Annotated in this window: 26 protein-coding genes; 16 read left to right on the top strand and 10 right to left on the bottom strand. The window is 59.3% G+C overall.

The window, feature by feature from the left end:
- Window positions 1-12: 12 nt before the first annotated feature.
- From MWU38_RS09360 to MWU38_RS09350, 3 genes are all read right to left on the bottom strand, one after another.
- A complete protein-coding gene (locus tag MWU38_RS09360; protein ID WP_034953532.1) occupies window positions 13-1,338 on the bottom strand; it encodes an APC family permease in 1,326 nt (441 codons plus the stop codon).
- 182 nt (window positions 1,339-1,520) lie between these two features.
- Window positions 1,521-3,728 (bottom strand): copper-translocating P-type ATPase, encoded by a 2,208-nt coding sequence (locus MWU38_RS09355; protein ID WP_247271582.1) that lies wholly within the window; start codon window positions 3,726-3,728, stop codon window positions 1,521-1,523.
- A gap of 61 nt (window positions 3,729-3,789) precedes the next feature.
- Window positions 3,790-4,062 (bottom strand): hypothetical protein, encoded by a 273-nt coding sequence (locus MWU38_RS09350; protein WP_034953538.1) that lies wholly within the window; start codon window positions 4,060-4,062, stop codon window positions 3,790-3,792.
- Between the two features lie 106 nt (window positions 4,063-4,168).
- Here MWU38_RS09350 and MWU38_RS09345 point away from each other — a divergent pair, with 106 nt between their 5' ends.
- Window positions 4,169-4,453, top strand: coding sequence for a metal-sensitive transcriptional regulator (locus MWU38_RS09345; protein WP_051699719.1), 285 nt, complete (start codon window positions 4,169-4,171; stop codon window positions 4,451-4,453).
- A gap of 173 nt (window positions 4,454-4,626) precedes the next feature.
- Here the strand turns inward: MWU38_RS09345 and MWU38_RS09340 are convergent, their stop codons facing one another.
- The 3 genes from MWU38_RS09340 to MWU38_RS09330 are packed head-to-tail and all read right to left on the bottom strand — an operon-like array spanning window position 4,627 to window position 6,352.
- A complete protein-coding gene (locus MWU38_RS09340) occupies window positions 4,627-5,091 on the bottom strand; it encodes a DUF411 domain-containing protein (protein ID WP_034953541.1) in 465 nt (154 codons plus the stop codon).
- The gene (locus MWU38_RS09335) at window positions 5,088-5,777 is read right to left on the bottom strand and encodes a class I SAM-dependent methyltransferase (RefSeq protein ID WP_034953543.1); all 690 of its coding nucleotides are present in this window, start codon (window positions 5,775-5,777) and stop codon (window positions 5,088-5,090) included. The genes MWU38_RS09340 and MWU38_RS09335 overlap by 4 nt, the downstream gene beginning before the upstream one ends.
- Window positions 5,777-6,352 (bottom strand): DUF2231 domain-containing protein, encoded by a 576-nt coding sequence (locus MWU38_RS09330; RefSeq protein WP_221571794.1) that lies wholly within the window; start codon window positions 6,350-6,352, stop codon window positions 5,777-5,779. The genes MWU38_RS09335 and MWU38_RS09330 overlap by 1 nt, the downstream gene beginning before the upstream one ends.
- A gap of 192 nt (window positions 6,353-6,544) precedes the next feature.
- Between MWU38_RS09330 and MWU38_RS09325 the strand changes: the two genes are divergently transcribed.
- The 7 genes from MWU38_RS09325 to MWU38_RS09295 are packed head-to-tail and all read left to right on the top strand — an operon-like array spanning window position 6,545 to window position 12,251.
- The gene (locus MWU38_RS09325; RefSeq protein ID WP_034953544.1) at window positions 6,545-6,841 is read left to right on the top strand and encodes a hypothetical protein; all 297 of its coding nucleotides are present in this window, start codon (window positions 6,545-6,547) and stop codon (window positions 6,839-6,841) included.
- A 2-nt stretch (window positions 6,842-6,843) separates the two neighbouring features.
- The gene (locus tag MWU38_RS09320) at window positions 6,844-7,278 is read left to right on the top strand and encodes a periplasmic heavy metal sensor (RefSeq protein WP_034953545.1); all 435 of its coding nucleotides are present in this window, start codon (window positions 6,844-6,846) and stop codon (window positions 7,276-7,278) included.
- A gap of 6 nt (window positions 7,279-7,284) precedes the next feature.
- The gene (locus tag MWU38_RS09315) at window positions 7,285-7,845 is read left to right on the top strand and encodes an RNA polymerase sigma factor (RefSeq protein ID WP_034953546.1); all 561 of its coding nucleotides are present in this window, start codon (window positions 7,285-7,287) and stop codon (window positions 7,843-7,845) included.
- A gap of 55 nt (window positions 7,846-7,900) precedes the next feature.
- Window positions 7,901-9,709 (top strand): copper resistance system multicopper oxidase, encoded by a 1,809-nt coding sequence (locus MWU38_RS09310; protein ID WP_034953547.1) that lies wholly within the window; start codon window positions 7,901-7,903, stop codon window positions 9,707-9,709.
- Window positions 9,706-10,962: a copper resistance protein B gene (locus MWU38_RS09305; protein ID WP_221571792.1), complete on the top strand. Its 1,257-nt coding sequence runs from the start codon at window positions 9,706-9,708 to the stop codon at window positions 10,960-10,962. The genes MWU38_RS09310 and MWU38_RS09305 overlap by 4 nt, the downstream gene beginning before the upstream one ends.
- Before the next feature lie 26 nt (window positions 10,963-10,988).
- Window positions 10,989-11,507 (top strand): nuclear transport factor 2 family protein, encoded by a 519-nt coding sequence (locus tag MWU38_RS09300; RefSeq protein WP_247271580.1) that lies wholly within the window; start codon window positions 10,989-10,991, stop codon window positions 11,505-11,507.
- A gap of 30 nt (window positions 11,508-11,537) precedes the next feature.
- Window positions 11,538-12,251 carry a PepSY domain-containing protein gene (locus MWU38_RS09295; protein ID WP_247271579.1) on the top strand — a complete coding sequence of 238 codons (714 nt, stop codon included), beginning with the start codon at window positions 11,538-11,540 and terminating at the stop codon, window positions 12,249-12,251.
- Between the two features lie 30 nt (window positions 12,252-12,281).
- Here MWU38_RS09295 and MWU38_RS09290 read toward each other — a convergent pair whose 3' ends face one another.
- Together MWU38_RS09290 and MWU38_RS09285 are read right to left on the bottom strand one after the other, a co-directional pair.
- Complete coding sequence (locus MWU38_RS09290; RefSeq protein WP_034953550.1) at window positions 12,282-12,722, bottom strand: hypothetical protein; 441 nt, start codon at window positions 12,720-12,722, stop codon at window positions 12,282-12,284.
- Between the two features lie 157 nt (window positions 12,723-12,879).
- Window positions 12,880-13,320 carry a helix-turn-helix domain-containing protein gene (locus MWU38_RS09285; RefSeq protein WP_034953551.1) on the bottom strand — a complete coding sequence of 147 codons (441 nt, stop codon included), beginning with the start codon at window positions 13,318-13,320 and terminating at the stop codon, window positions 12,880-12,882.
- A gap of 83 nt (window positions 13,321-13,403) precedes the next feature.
- Here MWU38_RS09285 and MWU38_RS09280 point away from each other — a divergent pair, with 83 nt between their 5' ends.
- Both MWU38_RS09280 and MWU38_RS09275 read left to right on the top strand, forming a co-directional pair.
- Window positions 13,404-14,042, top strand: coding sequence for a cation transporter (locus MWU38_RS09280; RefSeq protein ID WP_034953552.1), 639 nt, complete (start codon window positions 13,404-13,406; stop codon window positions 14,040-14,042).
- Window positions 14,039-14,413 carry a DUF3703 domain-containing protein gene (locus MWU38_RS09275; protein WP_234715557.1) on the top strand — a complete coding sequence of 125 codons (375 nt, stop codon included), beginning with the start codon at window positions 14,039-14,041 and terminating at the stop codon, window positions 14,411-14,413. Before MWU38_RS09280 ends, MWU38_RS09275 begins: the two co-directional genes overlap by 4 nt.
- On the opposite strand, the gene MWU38_RS09270 is transcribed toward MWU38_RS09275, so the two are convergent.
- Window positions 14,387-14,695: a hypothetical protein gene (locus MWU38_RS09270; protein ID WP_034953554.1), complete on the bottom strand. Its 309-nt coding sequence runs from the start codon at window positions 14,693-14,695 to the stop codon at window positions 14,387-14,389. The two genes, MWU38_RS09275 and MWU38_RS09270, sit on opposite strands and share 27 nt — an antisense overlap.
- 205 nt (window positions 14,696-14,900) lie before the next feature.
- Between MWU38_RS09270 and MWU38_RS09265 the strand changes: the two genes are divergently transcribed.
- From MWU38_RS09265 to MWU38_RS09245, 5 genes are all read left to right on the top strand, one after another.
- Window positions 14,901-16,139, top strand: a complete 1,239-nt coding sequence (locus MWU38_RS09265; RefSeq protein WP_034953555.1) for a TolC family protein — start codon at window positions 14,901-14,903, stop codon at window positions 16,137-16,139.
- Between the two features lie 11 nt (window positions 16,140-16,150).
- Window positions 16,151-17,296 carry an efflux RND transporter periplasmic adaptor subunit gene (locus tag MWU38_RS09260; RefSeq protein WP_034953556.1) on the top strand — a complete coding sequence of 382 codons (1,146 nt, stop codon included), beginning with the start codon at window positions 16,151-16,153 and terminating at the stop codon, window positions 17,294-17,296.
- A 43-nt stretch (window positions 17,297-17,339) separates the two neighbouring features.
- Window positions 17,340-20,582 carry a CusA/CzcA family heavy metal efflux RND transporter gene (locus MWU38_RS09255; RefSeq protein WP_051699723.1) on the top strand — a complete coding sequence of 1,081 codons (3,243 nt, stop codon included), beginning with the start codon at window positions 17,340-17,342 and terminating at the stop codon, window positions 20,580-20,582.
- A 35-nt stretch (window positions 20,583-20,617) separates the two neighbouring features.
- A complete protein-coding gene (locus MWU38_RS09250; protein WP_247271578.1) occupies window positions 20,618-21,040 on the top strand; it encodes a hypothetical protein in 423 nt (140 codons plus the stop codon).
- A 73-nt stretch (window positions 21,041-21,113) separates the two neighbouring features.
- Window positions 21,114-21,755, top strand: coding sequence for a cation diffusion facilitator family transporter (locus MWU38_RS09245; RefSeq protein ID WP_051699725.1), 642 nt, complete (start codon window positions 21,114-21,116; stop codon window positions 21,753-21,755).
- A gap of 461 nt (window positions 21,756-22,216) precedes the next feature.
- On the opposite strand, the gene MWU38_RS09240 is transcribed toward MWU38_RS09245, so the two are convergent.
- Entirely contained in the window at window positions 22,217-24,004 is a 1,788-nt protein-coding gene (locus MWU38_RS09240; RefSeq protein WP_247271577.1) for a DEAD/DEAH box helicase, read from the bottom strand.
- A gap of 489 nt (window positions 24,005-24,493) precedes the next feature.
- On the opposite strand from MWU38_RS09240, the gene MWU38_RS09235 reads away from it, so the two are divergent.
- Window positions 24,494-25,452 (top strand): FAD-dependent oxidoreductase (locus MWU38_RS09235; RefSeq protein WP_247271576.1); only part of this gene is annotated, 959 nt, incomplete at its 3' end.

Genomic DNA, 25,452 nt, shown 5'->3' with positions numbered 1-25,452 from the left:
AGAGATCTTGGGTTAGGAATCTTGCGCCTGCGACGATCTACGCGCGAGGTAGAACCACTCGGCGATGAACACAGCGCCAATTCCAAGAACGGCATAGAGGACGATCGCCGGATCGCTTTTCAGTTTGACCCATGTGAATGCGCTTAAAACCACCGCGTCTGCTGCGAGCGCGGCCAACAGAATGGATGCGCGCGCGCCGATTTCCTCACGCAGGTTTCGAAACACCCCCCAGTGCACGAGCATGTCCATTACAAGGTAGAAGAAGGCGCCCAAGGCGGCGATGCGAGAGAGGTCGAAGAGCACCGCAAGAGCGCCTGCAACGACCACCGTATAGACAAGCATATGGCTGCGTATGCCGCCACTCATTCCGAAATGGCTATGCGGGATCATCTCCATCTCGGTCAACATGGTCAGCATTCGTGACACGGCGAAAACGCTGGCGATGACACCAGAAGCCGTAGCGGTGATCGCGATTGCGACGGTGAAGTAAAAGCCGAGGTCTCCCAACGCGGGTTCTGCAGCAGCAGCGAGCGAATAGTCACGCGCCTCCACGATCTGGGCGATCGAGAGACTTGAGCCTACAGCAACCGCGACCAGCAAATAGACAACGACGCAAACCGCGATCGAAATCATTATCGTGCGGCCGACATTGCGGTGGGGATCGACAATCTCGCCCCCGCTATTGGTTATCGTGGTGAACCCCTTAAACGCCAGGATCGAGAACGCTACCGAAGCTAACAGAGCCTCGCCGCTAGACGTCGTGGCAGGTTCGCTGAACGCGCCCGAGGCAAAGCCGCTGACCCAGATTGCAGCTATAGCAAACACGGCGATCCCGCCGATCTTGATAGCTGACATGACCAAGGAGAACCCGCTGACGGATCGATTTCCAGCGGCGTTCACAAGGTAGGCGAAGACGATCAGCCCCAGCGCCAGGACTGAAACCAGCAAACCGTTTTGTTCCAACTCGAACGGCCGCAGAGCATAAGTGGCGAAAGTGCGAGCGACGAGGCTTTCGTTGATAACCATCGACAGCGCCATCAGGAGCGAGGCCGATGCGGCAACAACGCCGGGGCCGTACGCCTTTTGGAGGATCATCGCGATGCCGCCGGATGAAGGCCAGCGGTTCGACATCTTGATGTAGCTGTATGCGGCAAGCGACGTGACAAGCGCGCCGGCGATGAATGATAGAGGGAAGAGCGGCCCGGCCAGTTCCGCGATCTGGCCCGTCAGGGCAAAGATACCGGCGCCAATCATCACGCCCGTGCCCATCGCGACACCGCCAAGAAGGCTTATTGAGCCAGTGCCGCTCGTCTGGTCGTCGTGCTCGTGCGTTTGCAAAACAGTCCCCGTGATTCGCCTCAAGGCGGGCGAAGGTTTCAAGACCCGGTACGAATATTTCGATCGCATCCCTCAAGAAATTTTCGAGCAATCAATATCTTCTGGATAAAGACTCGCTTATCAGGGCTGGATATTCACCACATTGGCCACAGGTGTGACTGCGCAATGCTGCCCCATGCTGGTCAGAGCTTTGCGCCGCGCAGGCGAAGCGAATTGACCACCACTGAGATCGAGGATGCGCTCATCGCAAAGGCCGCGAACATCGGGCTGATCAGGATGCCAAAGAAAGGATAGAGCAAACCTGCGGCGATCGGCACGCCTAAAGCATTATAAATCAATGCAAAGAACAGGTTTTGGCGAATGTTCCGCATCGTAACCTGCGCGAGCCTGCGCGCGCGCACAATGCCGTCGAGATTGCCCCTCACCAGGGTAATACCCGCACTCTCGATCGCAACATCGGCTCCGGTGCCCATCGCGATGCCGACATCGGCTTGCGCAAGCGCCGGCGCGTCGTTGACCCCGTCTCCTGCCATCGCAACCTTGGTGCCTTTCATTTGCAAATCGCGGATGAGCTTGGCCTTATCCTCGGGCAATACGCCTGCTCTTACCTCATCGATACCGAGACGGGCCGCGACCGCTTGTGCGGTGCGTTCATTGTCGCCTGTAGCCATGATGATCGTGAGACCGAGTTCATGAAGCGAACGGATCGCATCCGGGGTTGATTCCTTGATCGGATCGGCAACGGCAACGAGCCCTGCGATCTGGCCGCCAACGACCACGAACATCACGGTTTCACCGTCATCGCGCCGGACATTGGCTTGTTCGCTCAGCGATCTGCCATCAAGGCCCATATCGGTGATGAGTGCGAGGTTGCCGAGCGCAACCGATTTGTCGGCCACGCGGCCAATCACGCCCTTGCCGGTAATCGCTTCGAAATCCTCCGCGCTTGCAAGCTCGAGACCGCGCTCTTCGGCTCCGCGGACGATCGCTTCTGCAAGCGGATGCTCGGACCCGCGTTCGAGCGAGGCCGCCAAGCGCAACAGCTCCGTTTGTTCAAACCCTGGCTCGGCGGTGACAGCAACCAGTCTGGGCTTTCCTTCGGTGAGCGTACCGGTCTTGTCGACAATCAGCGTGTCGATGGTTTCGAAGCGCTCGAGCGCTTCGGCGTTCTTGATGAGCACTCCGACCTGAGCGCCTCGGCCGGTTGCAGTCATGATCGACATCGGTGTTGCAAGACCAAGAGCGCACGGGCAGGCAATGATCAGAACGGCAACAGCTGCTACCAGCGCGTAGGCCAAGGCAGGCTGCGGTCCCCAGACAGCCCAAGCGATGAAAGCGAGGATGGCAATCGCAATGACTGCCGGAACGAACAGTTCAGCGACCTTATCGGCGTATTTCTGAATTGGTGCGCGCGAGCGCTGAGCGGCGGCGACCATATCGACGATCTGTGCAAGCATCGTATCGGAGCCGACGCGCTTAGCCTCGATCACGAGACTGCCCGTACCATTGATTGTTGCACCTGTGACGCCGTCCCCTTCGACTTTCTCCACCGGAACGGGCTCGCCGGTAATCATGCTTTCATCGATTGATGAGCGCCCCTTGAGAACCACGCCATCGACCGGGACTTTGTCGCCCGGTCTCACTCTGATCCTGTCGCCGACAACGACCTCTTCGAGCGGGATTTCATCCTCGGTGCCATTGTCCCTGATCACACGGGCTGTCTTAGCAGCGAGATCGAGCAGCGCACGAATGGCTTTGCCGGTGCCTTCACGGGCACGCAGCTCCATCACCTGGCCTAGCAGGACCAGAGTTACGATGACCGCTGCCGCTTCGAAATAGACACCCACGTGGCCTTCGGCATCGCGAAAGCCGTCGGGAAAAATATCGGGGGCAACAATCGCTGCAACACTGAATATCCAAGCCGCGCTGACGCCCATCGCGATGAGCGAGAACATGTTGAGGTTCCAAGTCCTGAACGAGTTCCAACCCCGTTCAAGAAACGGCCATCCGCACCACAGAACAACAGGGGTTCCCAAGACGAATTCGGTCCACAAGGTGGCGCGCTCGCCCAGAATGTCGCGCACTCCTGGCCAGCCCAGAAATGGCCCCATTGTGAGCACCAGCAGTGGGAGTGTGAGCACCGCGCCGATCCAGAACCTTCTGGTAAAGTCGACGAGTTCGGGGTTGGGGCCCTCTTCGACCATAGCGGCCGATTCAAGTTCGAGCCCCATGCCGCAAAGCGGACACGAACCCATTTTGGGTTGGCGAACCTGGGGGTGCATCGGGCAGGTGTAAACCGGGCCTTCATAGTCCGCTGGAACGGCGTCGTATCGTCCGTCGTCAGCTGCCGCGGTGTCACCATGTTGATGCGCGCAATGAGCGTGGTCCATTATCGGCTCCGTTCGTTCATATGATGCTACCGAGCTTGCGGATAGCGAGATGCAATCAGTGCTATCGGTTGCGAGCTCGGAAGAAGCGGTAGAGCGGCACGGCCAGCCCCGCGATGTACCAACCGTAAAGAAAGCTGCCGATCGCCCCGGCGATGAAACCGGTCAGCGTGAGCCATTCAAACCCAGGGAGCCACGGCGCCCAGGCCTCGTGCATGCGGAATTGCGCAGGGGCGAGCAACCCAAAACCAATGCAGATGAGGTAGCTGGCGAGAAGGAAGACGCTCAGCGTCCATCCCCAAGTCATGATCGAGGCTCTCAAAGGCGTATCAGACATTATAAGCTCCAATTGAAATATACTATAGGGGGGTATAGTATTTGCGATGCAGGATTGCAAGCGTCTAGGATTTGGGGGATTGGTCTCGGCCAACGGAGAAACGACCATGAGCGACAAAAAAAGCAGCAAATTTGCGAACACCATAACCCGCATGCGACGTGTCGAAGGGCAGGCTCGCGGTATTGTCAAAATGATGGAGGAAGACCGCTATTGTGTGGATATTCTCCAGCAGATCATCGCGCTCGAAGCGGCGGCGCGGCAAGCGCGTATCAAGGTCCTCGACATTCACGCCCGACATTGCATCGAAGAAGCGATCGCTTCGGACGATAAGGCCGATCAGTCGGAGAAAGTCGCCGAACTTGTCGCATTGGTCGAAAAGATGGCCAAATAGATATCGGTTACGCCGCCAAGGCATGGGGATTTGGAGGGGAAGGACCCTGGCGGCGTTTCGCATCAGTGATGATCGTGACCCGCTCGCGGCTTGTCCTCCTCCGCCGTCTCTCGTGCTCGTCATTTTTATCGCCGTAAGATATCTCGTCGTGTTTCTCCGATAGGGTTTGAGTTTCAGGGGTAGGATGCGAACACGCTTTGGCCGCTAGGTCCAAAGGCGATCACATCGAATGGCTGAATCCGGTTTTCGAATTCCATGCCGGGCGAGCCGACGGGCATGCCGGGAACGGCCAGCCCGGTGACGCCCTCCGGCCGTTCGCGCAGCAATCGTTCGATCGCATCTGCCGGTACATGGCCCTCGATCATGTAGCCCTCGATTTCCATCGTGTGGCACGACCAGAGCTCTTGCGGCACGCCGCGCTCGGTTTTGATCCGTGCCATTTCGGTCGTATCGACCGAGGTCACCTCGGCATCCGTTTTGTGCTCGACGTGATCAGCCCATTTCAGGCAACAACCGCAATTGGGATCGCGGAACATCGTGTAGGTCGCAGCCTGGGCAGCGTTTGAGCAGGCTGCCAGCAACAACAATGCGGATGCCACAAGCGACCTTTTAGGTAGGACCAAAAACCGGATTTTCATGAGTCGGGGACCTTCTTGGTGTATCCGCGCCAAAGCGAAATCGCCCCGGTTGCGGTGGGAAAAACTCGCAGGCGTTCAGCGTCCTCGAAGATTTCTTGCAGATGTTCTTCGATGAGCCCGTCCGCATTGGGCTGGGTATCCTCGATCCCGTCGAGCTGTTGGACGGTCATTCTGAAAAGCCGACGCATCAGCGGCGGTTCCTGACGCATATAGTCGGCGATCAACACCATGCCGCCAGGCGTTAGCAACGCCGAGATTTGTTCGAGGATTGCGCGCTTCTGCTCAGGGGAGACTTGGTGAAGAACGAGGCTGCTTATGATCTTGTTCGGTTGCCAACCCCGACCGAGGTCGAGGGTGTCAAGAAAGCCATTGTGCCACTGGATCATGTGAGAGACGCTGCCGCATTTGCGCTCGGCGATTGCTAAGACGTCAGGGTCTGGTTCGACACCGAGGTATTCAGCAGGCGGGCAGCTCGACATCATCTGACGCAGAAGGGTGCCGGTTCCGCTGCCGACATCGATCACCTTGTCGAAGGGCTTGAGGTCGGCGGCGCGGACCGCGGCGTCGCGCCAGACATGCTCGCGGGTCAACAGCGCGATCGCTGCATCGTATACCGGCGTGAGCCAAACCTTGCCCAGGGCCGGAGTGAAACTGCGATCTCCCCTTGGCAGGCTCGTATCACGCATCACATGACCCCCATATGGTTGGGGCCATGAACCATTTCGCCGCCGTAATAGCCTTGGACGATGAGCGCCCCGGCGATGATGGCCAGCACCAGTCTGAGCCACCAACGGTTTTTGCCCGGTGAACTCAGCCACCAGGCTAACAGACCGGCGGCCGCAATCGCAGTGCCATTCCAACGATGGATGGCCAACGTCTCGGATCGGTCAGAAAGTCGCCAGCCCGCTGCGAACCAGCCAAAAGCGGCGGTGCCAAGTCCGCCAATTGCACCTGCGGCCACCAGAAAACGAACCGTGGTTTGAAGGCCCAGGCTGGGCCTGAGGATCAGGCCGAACTCCGTGAGCGCAGCGACCAGAAAGAGCGCGATCGGGAAATGGGCTGCAATCGGATGCAGTCTGGCCAATAGATCACTGAACGAGGTAAGGCGGTTCTCCTCGATCTTTTGTTGCATCATCTGGTCGGCCGACATGCTGTGTTCGGCGCTCGCACTATGGCTGTGTGCAATTGCTCCACCAGTGCCGTGATTGGTTTTTGCATCAGTGGAGCTGGCTTCCATCATCACCATCTCTTCATCGGACATGTTTGATTTATGACCTTCGTGCGCGCCGAGAGGCGCTGCCAAAAAGGTCGCGATCAGAAGAGCAAGGAAGGTCAGATGTCGCCGGGTTTGCATAACCTTGATACGCAGTCGCTGAGCCTAGCCCTCAAATTTCTTTAAGGGCTTGCGCGAAGTTCAGCGTATAGCTGTGTGTATCGCTACAAAGAGTATAACATGACCAAGCACCCTTCTTTCGATGCCGCGCTGGCATCGCTGGCTCAGCAAACCGGTTCGAGCGACCCCCATCAGCTCATGGATGGGGTGTGGCACCGGGCTGGAGAGTTGGGCGTAATCGCTGAGAGGCGCCGGCGCGCAGCGCTTTTCTCCGGATTGTTCGTCGTCGGTCTGGGCGCAGGGTTCGGAGCGAGTGAGGTCCCGCGCAACCTCGATGCTTCGGCAAAGCTTGCTGTCGCCAGTTTTGATTCCGGCGAAAGGCTGTCTCCGGCAGCCCTTCTGGAAGGCGGGCGCTAGAATTGAAGACGCAGCATATACTCTTCGCCATCCTGCTTGCAGCGCTCGCTGGTTGCCTCGGTGCCTTTGCATCGGATTATTGGCGCGACGGGGAACCAAGCGGCGGATTGCACCAGTTCGTTCATGATGAACTAGAGCTTAGCCCCGAGCAAAACTCACGGCTTGAAGCCTTGGAAAGCCGCTATGCCGTAGAAAAATCAGAACTGGAAGCCTCGCTGCGCGCGGCCAATGCCCGGCTCGCAAGGGCAATGGAGGCCGAACACGAATACGGCCCCGAAGTGAGCGCCGCGATCGATGACGTCCACGAGAAGATGGGCGCACTCCAGAAAGCGACCGTGCGCCATGTCTTCGATATGCGCGAACTGCTCGACCCGGACCAAAAGCTTTTGTTCGACCGTCAGGTCTCCGATGCTCTGACCAACGCTCCGCGCGACTGATCGACCGTGTCTTCGCACGGAAGCGACCACGAGCAGGAGTTGGTCCGGCAGTCTGTCGAGGGAAGCAGAGCCGCGTTCACTGCGCTGGTTGAGCCACATATTGGCCGACTGCTGACCCTCGCGACGCGTATGCTTGGAAGCCAACCACAGGGCGAAGACGCTGTCCAGGACGGCCTGGCATCGGTTTGGGTCGCGAGGCATCGCCTCGACCCTGAAAGACCAGTCGGCCCCTATCTGACTACGGTGGTCCTCAATAAGTGCCGCGACCGGCTCAGAACCAGAAAAGCGAAACGTTACTTTGGACTGGTGTCGGCAGACGATGCAGCTCTCGTCGCGGATGAAAGTCCCGATCCGGAAAACCGCGCGGCGGCCCGTCAGGAACTGAGCTTGCTTAGAGCCGAAATCGAACGGCTCCCGGTCCGGCTGCGCGAAGCCCTTGTGCTGGTGAGTATCGATGGGCGCAGCCAGGCAGAAGCGGCAAGTCTGCTAGGCGTGAGCGAGAAAGCGATCGAGACCCGCGTCTACCGGGCAAGGCAGCGCCTGCGCGAAAAATTCGAGAAGTTCTGAGGGATTAGGTCCTTCCGTTCGTAACGGAAGGAAACCCCTCAGGAGCCTTTTTAGGATGACAATCGTAAATCGCAGAAAATTCCTCGGCACAAGCGCTGGCGGCTTGGGCTTGCTTGGTCTCAGCGGCGCCATGCCCGCTTGGGCGCGCGGCGCGGATATCTCGGCGGGAAATGCCCGCAAAGGGCTGGACGAAGTGTCCGGGCCGAATATCGACCTCACCGTTGCGCGGTCGGCCTTCGCGACGGGTAACAGGCGCGGCGGTGCCATTGCCGTCAACGGCACTATCCCCGGCCCGCTGTTGCGCTTGCAGGAAGGTACGACAGTCCGGCTCAATGTGCACAACCAACTCCAGGAAGATACCTCGATCCACTGGCATGGCCTGCTCGTGCCGTTTCAGCTAGATGGCGTGCCGGGCGTGAGCTTCCCCGGCGTCAAGCCGGGAGAAACCTTCACCGCAGAATTCCCGGTTCGTCAGGCGGGCACCTATTGGTGGCACTCGCATAGCGGCCTGCAGGAACAGGCCGGACACTACGGCGCGATCGTGGTCGATCCGGAAGGGCCCGATCCGGTTCAGGCTGACCGCGAATATATCGTGGTTCTGAGCGAGTTCAGCGCCATGTCCCCGCACACGATTTTCGACAAACTGAAGAAGGGCGAAGGCTACTTCAACTACAATCAGAACACCTGGACCGACGACTACCCGCTTTCGGGTGAGGATCGCCGGATGTGGGCGAAAATGCGCATGATGCCGACCGACATCCTCGACGTGTCGAGCGCGGCTTACACCTACCTTCTCAACGGTCATGGCCCGCTCGACAATCTGGAATACCTTTTCCGGCCTGGCGAACGCGTGCGGCTGCGCTTCATCAATGCCGGCGCCATGACCTTCTTCAACATCCGTATTCCCGGCCTGCCGATGACTGTCGTGCAGGCGGACGGGAAGGATGTCGAACCGGTCGAGGTCGACGAGTTCCAGATTGGCGTTGCCGAGACATATGATGTCGTCGTTACGCCGGGCGAACAACAAGCTTACACACTGGTGGCGGAATCCATGGACCGCTCGGGCATGGGGATCGCCACGCTTGCGAGCGCACCCGGTGCGCGCGCCGCAATTCCGCCCCTGCGCGATCCGCCGCTCTTGACCATGGCAGACATGGGAATGAGCGGTATGGATCACGGCTCGGGCGGCGATGCCGGCATGTCGGGAATGGACCACGGCAATGGCGGCGACATGGCGGGGATGGATCACGGTTCCTCCGGCGATACCGAAATGGTTGGCATGGCCGGCATGTCGGGCATGAAAATGCGCGATACCTCGCGCTTGCCGCCCGATGTGAAGGTGGGGCCGGGTCTCGACATGGTGTCGATGAATCCGGTCGACCGAATGGGCGATCCCGGCATCGGTCTTGCCGATGTTCCCCATCGAACGCTCGACTACCGCAAGCTTCGCGCACTGGTGCCGAACAAGGATCCGCGAACTCCTTCACGGCGGATGGAAATACACCTCACCGGCAACATGGAGCGCTACATGTGGTCGTTCGACGGCAAGAAGTTCTCCGCCGTCTCCGACGAACCGATCCGCTTTGCCTATAACGAGCGCGTGCGCGTGAAGCTAATCAACGATACGATGATGGCGCACCCCATCCACCTCCACGGCCATTTTTTCGAATTGGTCAATGGCGCGCCTGGAGACCGCCAACCGCTCAAACACACGGTTGTCGTGCAGCCGGGCGGCAGCGCGCAGTTCGACCTGACGGCGGACGAGACGGGCGACTGGGCTTTCCACTGTCACCTACTCTACCACATGCATGCCGGTATGTTTCAAATCGTTACCGTTGCCAACCCAGATGGGAGCACAGCATGAAGACTCCTGTCTTTAGCTCGCTCGCCTCGGTTGCGGCCGTTTCAGTTGTTGCGGTGCCCGCCGCGGCGCAGGATCACAATCATTCAGCAATGGCGCAGCAGAAGGGTGCCGGGCCGCAGGCCGCTGCCAAGACAAAGTGCGAGCAAGAAGCCGAGCCCCATCGCGCGATGGGGCATCAGGTAGCCGAAGATGGATGCGGACCCGCTGCCCAGCCTGAAGCTGCCACGGACCACCCTAGCATAGATCATTCTACCATGGATCATGGTTCGATGACCGCTCAGGATGATCAGTCGAGCATGACGATGCCGATGGATGCTGCCGGTCCAAGTTCGTCCTCCGCGGGCCACGCGGAAATGGATCACGGCTCGATGCCGCAGGCGGACGCCGACAGCTCGTCGATGGATCACGGGCAGATGGATCATAGCCAGATGAACCATGGGCAGACGGGCACGCAGGACATGCAGGGCATGGACCACTCGGCGATGCAGATGGGCTCGGACGATGATATCCGGTTGCTGCCGCCTCCTCCCGAGGCAGGTAGCGGCCCCGCGCGTGCGGCAGCTTCTATCTGGGGCGAGGACGCCATGGACGAAGCGCGGCGCGAACTCATCCGCGAGACCGATGGTGGCATCCAATTCTGGTTCCAGGGCGACCGGCTAGAATTCCGCGCCCGCGAAGGGGGCGACGGTTATCTTTGGGATGTTCAGGGCTATTATGGCGGCGATATCGACAAGTTCTGGTTCAAGTCGGAAGGCGAGGGCAGCTTCGGGGAGTCCATCGAGGGTGCCGAGGTCCAGGCGCTCTGGAGCCGCGCCATTGCACCCTTCTTCGATTTTCAAGCCGGTGTCCGCCAGGATCTGACTGGCCCCGAGCGCACCCATGCAGTGATCGGTATCCAAGGGCTCGCGCCTTACCAGTTCGAAGTCGATGCCGCAGTTTTCGTCTCCACCAAAGGCGATGTGATCGCACGGATCGAGGCTGAACTCGACCAGCGCATCACGCAGCGACTGATCCTCCAACCGAGAGCCGAACTCGCGCTTTCTGCGCAGGACATTTCGGAGCTGGGCATCGGTGCCGGTCTCGACCGGATCGAGGCGGGCCTGCGTCTGCGATACGAGTTCGCACGTGAGTTCGCACCCTATGTCGGCGTTTCGCAGGAATGGCGCATCGGCGGCAGCGAGGATTTTGCGCGGGCCGTCGGAGAGGATCCAAGCGTCACCAATTATGTCGTCGGCGTAAGGTTCTGGTTCTGAATGTATAGAGAAGGAATACAAGAAAAATGAACAAGGCTGTCACACGGATCGTATCGACCGCGCTCGCACTTGCGCTGATGCCAACGGCTGCATCGGCGCAGCAGATGGATCATTCATCCCATGCAGGCCACCCGATGCAAGCCATGGACGCTTCTGTCGACGATGTTGCGGGAGCGGAAGATGTGCTGAAGGCCTATCGCACTGCCCTGGAAGCACGCGATGCCGACGCGATGTCCGCGCTCTTCGCGGAATCGTCCGCAATTTTCGAAAACGGCAAGGCAGAGGGTAGCTTCGCAAACTATATGGAGCATCATCTCGGCCCCGAGCTTCATGCGATCAAGAGCTTCACCTTTTCCGATCCGACGCTGACCGTGACGCGTATGGGGCATATGGCTTATGGCTATGAAACTTACGGGTATCGGATCGAGCTGGAGGATGGGCGCGTATTCGATCGTGATGGTGTTGCGACATCGGTACTCTCGCACGATGCTTCGGGCTGGAAAATTGTGCAGTACCATTCGTCATCGCGAGCACCGCGGAACTGAAAGTAAAAGCTGGGAGGGTAGCGAAGCTTGGTGACGCGTTCGGTAAAGCTGCGCCTGCATGTGCTGGGCAGCAAGATTCACAAGTGGCTGGCGATTTTGGTCGGTCTTCAGGTTCTATTGTGGATGGGAACCGGTGCCTTGATGTCGTTTCTCGATATCAAGGAGGTTCGCTCCGAGCACGTCGTTTCGCGTGAACCACAAGCGCTGTCTGCCGACGCCCCGCTCCCTGCCTGGGTCGCAAACAAGGGCAACCTTGCTGCTGTGACGATGCGTTCGCTCGATGGCGAAGCGGTAACAGAGATCCAACTGATCGACGGAAGCGTTAGCCTGCACGATCCGGCGACCGGGCGAAAACTCTCGCCAATCTCGGCTGAGACAGCGAAATCGGTTGCCCTGCGCGCCTGGACTGGACCTCGAACGACGATCGAGTCCGCGCGACTTGTTGACGAGCCAGTGGGGACAGAATTTCGCGGACCTTTTCCGGCTTGGCAGGTCACATACGGGGACGAGGCTTCCACACGCATCTATGTCGATGCTTCGAGTGGTACAGTCGGGGCGGCACGCAGCGATACCTGGCGCCTGTTCGATTTCATCTGGGGCTTGCACATCATGGATTGGACCCAGCGTGACCGCATCAACAGCTGGTGGCTGCTCCTGTTTGGTATAGGCGGCACGGTCATGGCCCTGTCGGGCTTTGTTCTCCTTGCAAACCGAATGCCAAGGCTGCGGGTTAGAAAGAGGTAGCCGACAAACCTGCGGCGCTCGAATGGTGGCTCAGACGGTCCTGGCTGTGGTAAAACGCACCAGAACCAGGGTCACTCCGGGAACAATCACCCACATGGCTATCGGTACGAGCGCCAAGCCTAAAACAGGGTCGATCGGCATCAATCGGCTATATCGCCACGCGAAGACACTATCGGGCGGTAACGATGTGGCGATCAGTTCTACCAACACCGCAACGGCGAGACCGAAGCCGAAATAGGTAAAATATGCAGATTTGCGCGAGCTGGCCCACCAATCAGCTCCGCCAATGAAAACGGCTAGGCGATGAGCTGCCAACAGGATGACCCCATCGCCCAGGCTGGCAATCCCACAACGGATCGTCTGTTGGTAGGAAGTCAAACTACCTGATTCAAAGAACGGCATCTGGTAGCTTTCCCAGACAAACGAAATCAGGGAGCCGAGAATCAGGAAAAGCCAAGTCGTTCGTCCCATCGCCCATTAGCGTGTCCCGAGGGCCGTTAACCGTCAACTACAAGTTGATCGGATTGGCTACTTCGGTGCTGCCCGAGCCTGTCTTTCTTTAGATAATAGACGAACAATGGTTTGGGAGATCGCGTTTTATGCCGAACGTGTCGGATCTGCCGAGCGCTCAGAGCCCCTCGACCTTCTCGTGCCGCTCGGTGTCACATTGGCTGTGATCGCCGAGAGCTTCGATAACCTTGCAATCCGCTGCGGCCCCACCGCCGCAAGCTTTGGCGATACGCTCCAGCTCTTTTTCGAGAGATGTGAGTTGCGCGATGCGCTGTCGGACAAGCGCAAGCTGCGTTTCAGCGATCTCGTTCGCCGTAGAACAATCCATCGCTGGGGTGGTTTGAAGCTGTAGCATCTCGCGAATGGCATCCAGAGAAAAGCCCAAATGGCGAGAATGCTTAATGAAGCTGATGCGCTTTACATCATCTTCGCGGTACATTCTCTGCCCGCCGGCGCTGCGCTCGGGTTTCGTCATTAGTCCCACGCGCTCGTAGTAGCGTACCGTCGTGATCTTCACGCCGGATCGCTTCGAAAGCTCCCCAATTGATATAGATTTCATAGACTTACCATTTCTCGCTTGAAGCTACAGTCACTGTAGCTTGTATCAAGCTGCCTGTCATTACGACTCGGGAAGAAAGAACAATGTCAGGCTGCTGCGAAGAGAAAGTGTTCGATGGGCTGTCACCGGCCTACAAGCGGGCCTTGATCATAGTGATCGCGATCAATGCGACCATGTTCGTTATCGAGATGTGGGCCGGTATGGCCTCCGGCTCGCAAGCTCTGAAAGCCGATGCCCTCGACTTCGCTGGGGACGCCGCGACTTATGGCCTTAGCCTGGCTGTGATCGGCGCATCCATTCGAACCAGAGCTATGGCCTCCTTGATCAAAAGCGGCTCGCTCGCGCTTATCGCCATCACAGTTCTTGGAATGACAGCGTTGCGGTTTGCAGAAGGCGTGCCGCCCGAAGCGCAGACCATGAGCTTGGTCGCACTGCTCGCGCTCGGCGCGAATGTTGCAAGCGTCATCATCCTGCTCAAATGGCGCGACGGCGACAGCAATGTCCGCTCGGTCTGGCTGTGTTCGCGTAATGACGCGATTGGCAATGTCGCCGTGATCGTCGCGGGCCTTCTTGTCGCCGCGACCGCGAGTGCTTTGCCGGATTTGCTCGTGGCAATCATGCTGGCAGGCTTGTTCCTCCGGTCGTCCATCGCCATCGCGCGGCAGGCGATGTCTGAGCTTAGGTCTGAGCGCCTTCATCTAGAAAGAGGGGAAAGCCGATGACCATCATGGCAAAGGAACAGATCCTCTCGTTGATCGAAATCGAAAGAGCCGCTTTCGAAAAGGCAAAACAGGTAGGCAATTGTGACGCGGCGTGGAGGGCACTTGAGCGCGAGCACATCCTCGGTCAGGCATTTTTCTGGCAGCATATCCGATCGCATATTGCGATGCTCAGGTTTGCTCTCACACAAGGGGAGATCGGCGAAGCTCTCGGACAGTTCGTGCGACTGGTTCTGGCGCCGCTCGGCAATATTACGGGCAGGCTGCCTTGGGGTAACACGGGACGGTCCAACGTTAATGCCTTCACGCCGATGCCGTACCCGGATGACCTTGCAGAAATATTCTCGCTACCTGACCAGGTCCATAGGCGATAACGACATGAGCAAACTCCCAAACAACCTTGCCAGAATAGTTTCTTGCACCATGCGCGCCGAAACCCTAGTAGCGGCGCCGTAATGCGACGTCTTATCTTGCCTTTTCTTGCGTTTGTCGCGCTCCTTTTCAGCAATCTGCTGATGGTGCCCGATGTGCATGCCGAACAGGGAGAGACGTTTGCGCACGCCGCCGACCATGTCTACGCGCATGGCGCAGAGCACTTCGATGCCGACGTCCCTGATGATGATCAGACCCGGCAGGACCACGCGGGTGGCCACCATCACAATTGCAGTTTCAATTTGAGCGAAGTTGGCAACCTCGTATCAAACGCTTTCTGGCATCGAGAAACGTTGAAGCGACCGCTGCGTGTAGCATCCCTGGCGTCGCGCATGCCGTCCGTACCCAAACAGCCCCCGAAGGCCTGACCGAGACCTTTTTTGTGGCGAGCGCAATCTCGCTCGCCAGGTTTCAGTCAGGAGATACGAAATGCGGTGCATTGCACTGGCCGCGGCACTTATGGCCGCGTCCATCGGCTCGCAAACATGGGCACAAAACACGATTACGCTCGACGAAGCGCTTGAACGCGCTGGCGTTGGTACAGGCGCGGAAGACGCAGCCTCTGTCAATCCGAGGGTCTACGGGCCTTTAGCGGAGGAAGAAGCAGCGCGCGCAGCCATCACGCAGGCGCGGCTGCGACCCAATCCGGAGCTGAGCTTCGAGGCGGAGAATGTCGCGGGAACCGGAGCGTTTTCCGGTCTCCAGTCCAGCGAGTATACGCTGGGCTTCGCACAGCAGATCGAGCTTGGCGGGAAGCGCCGCGCGCGCATCGGAAGCGCGGAAGCATCGGCGAGGATTGCTGGGGTTCGCCGGGATATGTCGACCGCTGAACTCGCGCTGGCCGTGAGAGAGCGCTACATTGCGGCAGTCGCCGCTGGACAACGCGTCGAACTCGCGCGTGAAATCGTCGAGCGCAATCGCGAACTTGCGCGTATCGCAACCGTGCTGGTCGAGGTCGGGCGAGAGCCTCCTTTACGGGCCATGCGAGCCCAGGCATCGCTTGCCGAAGCGGAAGCGCAATTGCAGGCTGCCGAAGCTGACGAGATTGCTTCGAGCCAGGCCCTCACTGCGCTGTGGGTGCCCACAGAAGAACCCTGGCGTGTCGCGTCTTCTTTCCCTGACATTAGCCCACCCGTCGCTCCGAATGATGCATCTGATCCGCTGCCGTTGCGGTTGGCCGGTGCTCGCACCGAACTCGCGCAGGCTGAGATCGCTCGCGAACGATCGCTTCGTGTGCCGGACCCGAGTGTCATGGCAGGAGTGCGGCGCTTCGAAGGCAGCAACGACCAGGCCTTTATTGTCGGCGTTACGATCCCGCTTCCTTTCGGCAACCGCAATCAAGGCAATATCGCTGCCGCCGAAGCGCAGGCGCGTGCTGCGCAGGCACAGGAAGCGATTGTCGAAGCCGATTATCGACTGGAATTCGAGCGCACCCTGACGCTTTATCGTTCTGCCGAGACAAGGGTTGAAACCTTGTCACGCGCGAGCCTTCCGCAAGCCGAGGAAGCGCTTCGACTGGTCGAGATTGGATACCGCAATGGGCGGTTTCCACTGATCGAAGTTCTGGCCGCCGCCGAAGCGCGGGATGCCATCCGTGAAAACTTGATACAGGCAGAAGAGACGCGAGGCGTACTTGCCGCCCGCCTCATCTGGCTCACTGCAGAGTGAGGTCCATTCCCATGAAACGTAACATTCTCATAGCCGTCGCGGTCGTTCTTCTCGCGACTGCCGCCATTTGGGCCTTCTGGCCTAATGATTCCGAGGACCATTCCGAAGACGAGCACAGCGAGGTTGCCGATGCCCCAGAAGGGATCGTGCCGATCAGCGACCAGCAGATCGAAGCCTCGTCGATCGATATCGAGACGGTCGAGGCAGGCTCCGCCACCGAGTTGGTGTTCCCGGCGACCGTTGCCGCCGCTCCGAACGCGAGCGCGCGGATCGACGCGCGTGCATCCGGAGTTGTTCGCAGCGTCAACAAGACGCTTGGCGACTATGTCCGTAAGGGCGAGACGATCGCGAGTATCGAGAGTGCCGATGCCGCCGCTCTTGCATCGCAAGTCGCGGCAGCACGAGCGCGCGTGGGTGAATTGTCAGCGCTCTATGACCGTGAGCGCCGGCTGTTCGAAGCGAATGTGACGGCGCGGCAGGATCTCGAAGCTGCGCAGGCCAACCTCCAGGTCGCGCGAGCAGAATTGTCGCGGGCGCAGGCGGCTGCCGCCGCCGCAGGCGTTGGTGGCAACGGACGCTCGCTTGCCGTGACCAGTCCGATTTCCGGCCAGGTCACAAGCGCCCAAATCGTGCTCGGAGCCTATGTCTCTGCTGGCGATGAGCTGTTTCAGGTCGTCAATGCCAGTGGGTTGCAGGTGCAAGTGGCGCTACCCGCCAATGATGCGGCAAGGATCAGTCCTGGCGATGAGGCCACGCTCGAATTGGGGCAGGGCCGCGAGATCGGAGGGCGCGTGCGTTCGGTAACACCCGCACTCGATCCGGAGAGCCGCAGCGCTACCGCTATCATTGCGCTGCGGGGAGGGGTGCCGGAACTGCGTCCGGGCGCGTTCTTGCAAGCCCGGATCCGACCGTCGGATGAGGCCGATGTTGCCGCGATTTCCGTTCCGGAAGAGGCTGTGCAGATGGTCGAAGGCCGCCAGGTCGTCTTCGTTCGCATGGCAAGCGGATTCCAGGCAATGCCGGTGACGACCGGGGCAAGGTCAGCGGGGCGTATCCAGATAAGGTCGGGCCTGCGAGAGGGTCAGAGGATCGCCACTCGGAACGCATTCCTCTTGAAGGCCGAACTCGGAAAGGAGGAAGCCGAGCATGGCCATTGATAGTCCTTCTCCGCTCGCGCCCGACCAGCAGCACCGATCAGGAATGATCGGTTCTATCCTCGATCTGTCGGTTCGCTACCGTTGGGCAGTTGTGGTTATCGCTCTCGGCGTCGCGATCTGGGGTGCATTCAACCTCGCGCGTCTGCCGATCGATGCGGTGCCCGACATCACCAATGTGCAAGTGCAGATCAACACCGAGGCTCCGGCACTCTCTCCCTCGCAAATCGAAACGCAGGTTACCTTCCCGGTCGAAACCGGCATGGCGGGTATCGAAGGGCTGGAGATGACCCGCTCGATCTCTCGCAACGGGTTCAGCCAGGTAACCGCGATTTTCGAGGAGGGCACCGACCTCTATTTCGCGCGGACGCAGGTGGAAGAAAGGCTTGCTACACTTGCCGCCTCGCTGCCTGAGGGTGCCGAACCTTCGATGGGGCCAATCTCCACCGGGCTCGGTGAAGTCCTGATGTACACCGTCGAGTTCGATGGGGCCTACGGCAACGATACGCCGAGCGGCGGACCGATGGGATGGCAACCCGATGGAAGCTTCGTCACCGATGACGGTGAGGTGCTGGATACCGAGGTGGCGAGAGCGGCATACCTGCGTACTGTTCAGGACTGGATTGTAGCTCCGCTCATGCGATCGGCCGATGGAGTTGCGGGCGTCGATACGATTGGTGGCTACGTAAAACAGTATCTTGTGCAGCCCGATCCAGATCGCCTCGCGGGCTACGACGTTTCAATCGAGCAGGTCATCACGGCGCTTGAAGCCGCGAACCAAGCCGAAGGTGCGAACTTCGTCGAGCGCGCAGGGGAGGCCTTGCTCGCCCGGGTCGATGCACGGCTGGGTACCGTTGAAGATATCAAACAGGCCGTTGTCGCGACACGCGAGGGCATTCCCATTCGCGTGGCCGATATTGCCACGGTTGAAGTGGGCGGTGATCTGCGAACAGGCGCAGGTTCGCTCAACGGTGAAGAGGCAGTCATCGGCACAGTGTTGATGCGCGCGGGCGAAAATAGCCGCACGGTCGCCGCCGGTGCCGCCGAGCGACTGGAAGAAGTGCGCGGGTCGCTGCCCTTAGGAGTGACGGTGGAAATCGTCTACAATCGCTCCACTCTGGTGGACGCGACGATCAGGACTGTGCGCAACAACCTGACCGAGGGTGCGCTGCTGGTCATCGTGATCCTGTTTCTGCTGCTCGGCAATATTCGTGCCGCGATCATAGCCGCACTGGTGATCCCGCTTTCTATGCTGATGGCAGCCATTGGCATGAACCGGCTGGGCGTATCGGGCAATCTGATGAGCCTTGGCGCGCTCGATTTCGGGCTGATCGTCGATGGCGCCGTCATCATCGTTGAGAACAGTATCGCCCGTCTTGCCGCCAGGCAGGAGCATGAGGGCCGTCTGCTAACCCTGTCGGAGCGGCTCGTCGAGACACGCCTTGCCGCACAGGAAATGATCAAACCGACGGTCTATGGGCAAGCGATCATCCTGCTTGTCTTCGCCCCCTTGCTCACCTTCAGCGGGGTCGAAGGCAAGACCTTTTCGCCCATGGCCATCACCGTGATGCTCGCGCTGGCATCGGCCTTCATCCTCTCGCTCACCTTTGTGCCGGCAATGATTGCACTTTTGCTGAATAAAAAGGTGAGCGAGACGGAAATGAAGCCGATCCGCTTGGCCAAAGAGCGCTATGGGCCCCTGCTACGCAAGGCGCTCGCTCGCCCGTGGCCGGTAATCGGGACGGGTGTAGGAGTATTTGCACTCGCGGCGCTGGTCTTCACCTTTCTGGGGAGTGAGTTCACGCCGCAGCTCGATGAGAGGGATTTGGCGGTTCAATCGCTGCGTATACCTTCAACCCCGCTCGAGCGTTCACTCGATATGCAAAAGCAGGTCGAAGGCCGTCTCAAGCAGTTTCCGCAGGTCGAACTGGTCTTCTCCCGGACCGGGACGGCCGAAGTCGCGACCGATCCGATGCCGCCGAATATCTCGGACGCCTATGTCATCCTCAAGCCGAGAAACGAGTGGCCAGACCCCTCGCTTTCCAAGGATGATCTCGTTAGCGAGATGGAAGAAGCGCTCGGCGACCTCGTCGGCAATCTCTACGAATTCAGCCAACCGATCGAACTGCGCTTCAACGAACTGATCGCCGGTGTGCGCGGTGATGTCGCCGTGAAACTTTATGGTGACGATCTCACCGCCATGACGTCTTCGGCCAACGAAGTTGCGGCGATCCTTAATGGTATAGAGGGCGCAGCCGACGTGAAGGTTCAGCAGGTCTCGGGTTTCCCAACGCTCGACATCGCGTTCGACCGAGCGACAATCGGCCGATACGGACTGACGGTAGAAGATGTGGCGCAGTCGGTGGCTGTGGCGCTTGGTGGCCGTGAAGCCGGACTGGTGTTCGAGGGTGACCGCCGGTTCGATATCGTGGTTCGGTTGTCCGATGCCGATCGCAACGATTTCGATCAGCTCGGAACCTTGCCGATCGCACTCCCGAATGGAGACAGCGTTCCATTGCGCGCGGTTGCAGACTTCGAGGTGGTTGACGGTCTCGCGGAAGTTCGGCGAGAGCAGGGCCGCAGATTGGTAATCGTTTCCGCCAATGTGCGCGAACGCGACCTCGGTTCCTTCGTCAACGAGGCCCAGGCGGAAGTGGCGGCAAACGTCGATCTGCCGTCGGCCTCGTTCATCGAATGGGGCGGGCAATACCAGAACCTGCAGCAGGCACAGCAACGCCTCTTCATCGTGGTTCCGCTCGCTTTCGCGGTGATCCTTTTGCTCCTCTATGCGGCAGTGGGGAGTTGGACGTCAGCCTTGGCGGTGTTCAGCGCGATCCCGCTGGCTTTGGCCGGCGGTGTGTTTTTCCTCGCGCTTCGCGGCATGCCGTTCTCGATTTCCTCAGCCGTGGGCTTCATCGCTTTGTCCGGCGTGGCCACGCTCAATGGCCTCGTGATGATCACTGCCATCAAACAACGTTTGGAGCGGGGGCTGGAGCTGAGCGATGCGATCGTCGATGGTGCCCTGGCGCGTCTTCGCCCGGTCCTGATGACAGCGCTCGTCGCGTCGCTTGGTTTCGTCCCCATGGCACTGGCCACCGGGACTGGAGCCGAAGTGCAGCGACCGCTCGCTACCGTGGTGATCGGCGGCTTGATTACCGCAACCGCGCTGACGCTGTTCGTTCTACCCGCCATTGTCAGCCTGATCTTTAGGAAGACATTGCAGCAAGCAGCCGCTCCGGATGATGGCGAGACCATCGAAGCGCCGTCTCGTCCGCTGCAAGAAACGTGACGCAAGGCGAGAAGTTGGATTGAAGGTGAAAAAAGATGAGAAAATTCAAGATAGCAGTAGCGCTCGCCGGCCCTGGCATGATGGTCGGTCCGGCCTTGGCACAAAACGATGTCACGCCAGCGCCTCTCGCCGGAGTCTGGAGCCTAGGGGAAACGGCGTCGTGCGAATCCGGTCCGGCATGGGTATTCTTTGCAGATGGCTATTACGCAGAAGTGCAGCTTCCGGACGGAGCGCCTGCTGCCCTGCGTATCTGGCGGGATGAGGGCGATGCAATCGCCTATACCCACGCGCATATGCCATTCGCAGGGCACGAACGGCCGATGAGGGTTCGTCATCTCACCATCGAAGAGCGCAGTTCCGAGCGGTTGGTCACGCGCAATTATCGCGGTGTGGCGCGTATTTTCCATCGCTGCCCGGCCACGTCGCTCAAAGCGCCCAAAGGGCAGAGCGGGCATTGATTGAAAATTGCTCACCGCTACCGGCTTGCACGTGTGAGACTGAGGTTGGGGAGTACGATTTAGGAGGTTCGGAATGAGCGGCGAAGGCGAGCTGCATCTTGAAACCGCAGACAAGCGAAGAACGCTATGGGTCGTTCTCTGGCTCAATGTCGCGCTGGCCGTAGGCTTCTTTATTTTCGGCTATTTCGCCGACTCGAACGCCCTCATCGCCAATGGACTGGACAACTCCTCTGACGCCCTCGTCTACGTCCTGAGCCTCCTCGCGCTTACACGAACACGCACATGGAAAAGAAACGCCGCGCGCTTGTCAGGCATTCTTCTTCTCGTGCTCGCAGGAGGCGTGATCGCCGATGCTATCCGACGTTTTGTGGAGGGATCGGAACCGGGCGGCATCATGATGATGGCCATGGCCGCGGTTGCTGCGGTGGTGAACCTAGTTTGCCTTCGCCTGCTTCAGAAGCTGCAGCAAAAGGACGTCAACTTACGCGCTGCAACAACCTTCAGCTTTAACGACTTCGTCGCCAACGGTGGCATTATTCTGGCAGGGATCATTGTCATGCTGACAGGCTCGAACTGGCCCGATCTTGTTGTCGGTGTCGCCGTTGCGGGGATCGCTCTTTACGGCGGCATCGATATCCTGCGAGACGCGCATATGGATAAGCACGATGAAGAGGGGACGGAACATCACAGGGGTGATGCGTTCCGCGAGCCATGAGGCGCTAGCGAAGTCGGTGACCCGACAATCGAGATAAATTCCACTGCACGAAGTGCGCTTCGCGACTATCGCGGCCAGTACTTCAGTGTTCAGTGTGGTTCAGCGAGGTCACTCAAAGCACCATGGGACCAAGACAGGCATGCTCGGCGCTGGCTGAAATTGTTTAGCTCGCGGTCTGGCATCCGCGCGTGGGAAACATCGGTTCTTCTGCCGAGTTTTGACATGGTGGACGGTCCATCAAGGGGCAGGAGCCCTGCCGTAATGAAGGTGAGATGCCGGCCAATTTATACTAGGGAATCGGTTCGTCGCGGAGGATGAACTGGTTACCGCAACCACCGGTGGTTGGGGGTATCGCTGGGGGTATTTTCGGGACGGAGAAATAAAGGGTCTTTGTTTATCAGGGGCTTATGCACTCCTTCTCGTTCCCTCCTCCGCTACCAACTTTCGGACACATGACCGGGTCAGGTGCGTTTTTTCTTTCGCGCATCTTTAGGGGGTTTGCCGAAGTTCCCGTCACCTTTCCCTTTCGCCTTTGCGAATTTGTCGAACTTTCTGGATTTTGGCTTCGCCTTCACGCGCGGCCCGTCGGAAGGGCCGTCGCCGCGGTGTCGCTTGCGGTTGCCTTTGGCTGCATCGCGAGGGCCCGTTTGCGACCTTTCGATCACGACCGGGTCCTCATCTGCGTCGCTCGGAACTGTCCGCGCGGCAGCGTCTGCAAATTTATCGGCAATTTGGCGAGGGATCTGGAAATACGTCTCATCGGGGCCGATGCGGATCGCACCAACTTCATTGCGGGTGATATGCCCCCGGCGACACAGCAGCGGTAGGATCCAGCGGGGATCGGCATTCTGGCGACGGCCCAGCGCCATGCGAAACCAGACCGTATCTTCAAAGCCTGCGCGATGCCGTTCCTTTTGCGCGTCGCGGCGTGCCTCTGACGTATTGGCGATGAGGTCTTCGGGTTCGGGCAGGGATGCGCGGTGGGCCTGTACAAGCATAGCGGCGATTTCGTTCGGTGTACGCTCTGCAAGAAGGCGCTCGGCCAATTCCGTGTCACCCTCATCCACTTCGACAGGGGCGAGCAGCTTTTCCAGAAGGCGTTCCCGGTCCTTGGCTTTGATAGCCTTGCGGTCTGGTGCGTCTGTCCAATCGGCATTGATCTTTGCACGGCGAAGCATCGATTCCACGCGCCTGCGCCGTGAGAACGGAACGATCAGGACCGCCGTGCCCTTCTTTCCGGCCCGGCCGGTGCGCCCCGAACGGTGCTGCAAGGTTTCCGCATCGCGCGGTATTTCGACGTGGACGACAAGGCTGAGCGTCGGCAAATCGATTCCACGCGCGGCAACATCGGTGGCCACGCACACGCGCGCACGGCGATCCCGCAGCGCTTGCAACGCCTGATTGCGTTCGGATTGCGAATGTTCACCCGACAGGGCGACGACGGCAAAACCGCGCTCCTGCAAGGTTGCGTGCAAATGGCGGACTTTCTCGCGTGTTGCGCAAAACAGGATCGCCGTTTCCGCTTCATGATAGCGCAGGAGATTGACGACTGCGTTTTCTACTTCGGGCGGCGACACGGTCACAGCCTGATAGGAAATATCGTTATGGCCGCGGCCCTCGCTGATCGTGGCAATGCGAAGCGCGCCGCGCTGGTAACGCTTGGCGAGCGCTTCGATAGGGCGGGGCATGGTGGCAGAGAAAAGCAGGGTGCGGCGGCTATCGGGCGTTGCATCGAGGATTTCCTCAAGCTCCTCGCGAAAGCCCATATCGAGCATCTCGTCCGCTTCGTCGAGCACGACAGCTTTCAGTTCCGACAGGTCCAGTGCGCCGCGTTCAAGGTGGTCACGCAACCTGCCCGGTGTGCCGACCACAATGGTGGCGCCCGATCTCAGCACTTTGCGCTCTGCCTGCGGGTTCATGCCGCCAACACAGGTCGCGATCCGCGCACCGGTCTTGTCATAAAGCCAGGCCAATTCGCGGCTTACCTGCAAGGCAAGTTCGCGCGTAGGCGCGATGATCAGGGCAAGCGGCCTTACCGAAAAGGCGATGGTATCGCTTTGTTCAAGCAATTGCTCGGCCATGGCCAGACCAAAGGCAATTGTTTTGCCTGAACCGGTCTGCGCGGAGACGAGCAGGTCGCGGCCGGATGCCTCGGGCTGCATGACCTCGGCCTGGACAGGCGTGGCTGACGCATATCCGCGTTCGGAAAGAGCAGCCTGAAGGCTGGAGGGAAGGGTTGGGAAATTCATTGCGTCGGCCTGTGATGGGAAGAGGGTATAGGATGGGGCGCAAGCTGCTCGCGCGAATGGCGGGAGGCGCTCTTCGCATATTGAGTGCCGAAGCAGTCTGATTTGCGTGCGAGCTGCCCCTATAGGCCGTGAAATCGGTTCTGGCTTGCGAAAAATGGGCTGGGTGTGATTTGATCGGCCCAAACGGCGCGCAAAGCCATCGCACAGGACCCATGCGCCGCGCCAAGAGCGATCCCTCTCGCAAACCCATTCATTATCGCAGTTGAGCTAACCGTACATTTCCGGCTCATGGCCGCATTGGTCCTGCTCGGGTCCTGCCTGGGCGCTGTCCTACACAGGTGAATACATGCGAGTGGTGCGGCGATGATACCCCGCCCGTTTCTCTCAAGAGCCTGTGAGATTGACATCATTGTCGGGCCCACAGGTTTTCGGCCCTTGGACAGTGTCTCAAGTGTCTCAAGTGTCTCAAAAGTGGAAGGTAACTAAGCAATGTCAAAAGCTTACGACGTGATTGTGCTGGGCTCTGGCCCTGGTGGCTATGTGGCGGCCATTCGTGCCTCGCAATTGGGATTGAAGACCGCGATTGTGGAGCGTGAACTGCTTGGAGGCATCTGCCTCAACTGGGGCTGTATTCCGACCAAGGCGATGCTGCGCAGCGCGGAAGTCTTTCACCAGATGAACCATGCAAGCGATTATGGTCTCAAAGTCGCTGGCGAGATCGAGGCTGATCTGGAAGCGATTGTGAAACGTTCGCGCGGCGTTGCCAAACAGCTTAATCAGGGCGTCACCCATTTGATGAAGAAGAACAAAATCACCGTCCACATGGGCGAGGGGCGGCTGTCGGGTCCAACCTCGCTCACGGTGACAAGCGATAAGGGCGAGGAAGAACTCACCGCCAAGCATATCATCGTCGCCACCGGTGCGCGTGCACGCGATCTGCCTTTTGCGCCCGCAGACGGGAAGCGCGTTTGGACCTATCGCCATGCGATGACCCCGCCCGAAAAACCGACCAAACTTCTGGTGATCGGATCAGGCGCAATCGGGATCGAATTTGCCAGCTTCTACAACGACATTGGCGTTGATGTGACCGTGGTCGAGATGCTCGACCGGATCGTGCCGGTGGAAGATGCAGACGTATCGACCTTCCTTGAAAAGAGCCTGACCAAGCAAGGCATTGCGATTATGACCGGGGCAGGGGTCGAAGACCTGAAGGTTGGCGACAAGAGCGTGACGGCGACGATCAAGGACAAGGACGGCAATACCGAAACCACCGAGTTCAGCCACGTGATCACCGCGATTGGCATCGTGCCCAACACCGAAGATATCGGCCTCGACGATCTTGCCGAGATGGACAAGGGCTTTATCCAGATTGACGAATATGGCCGCACCAAGTCGGATGGCCTGTGGGCGATTGGCGATTGCACGCCGGGGCCATGGCTCGCGCACAA

This window comes from Qipengyuania sp. S6317L1, from assembly GCF_023015615.1.
In the GTDB taxonomy this organism is placed as follows: Bacteria; Pseudomonadota; Alphaproteobacteria; order Sphingomonadales; family Sphingomonadaceae; genus Erythrobacter.
This window is presented reverse-complemented; position numbering and strand designations above follow the sequence as displayed.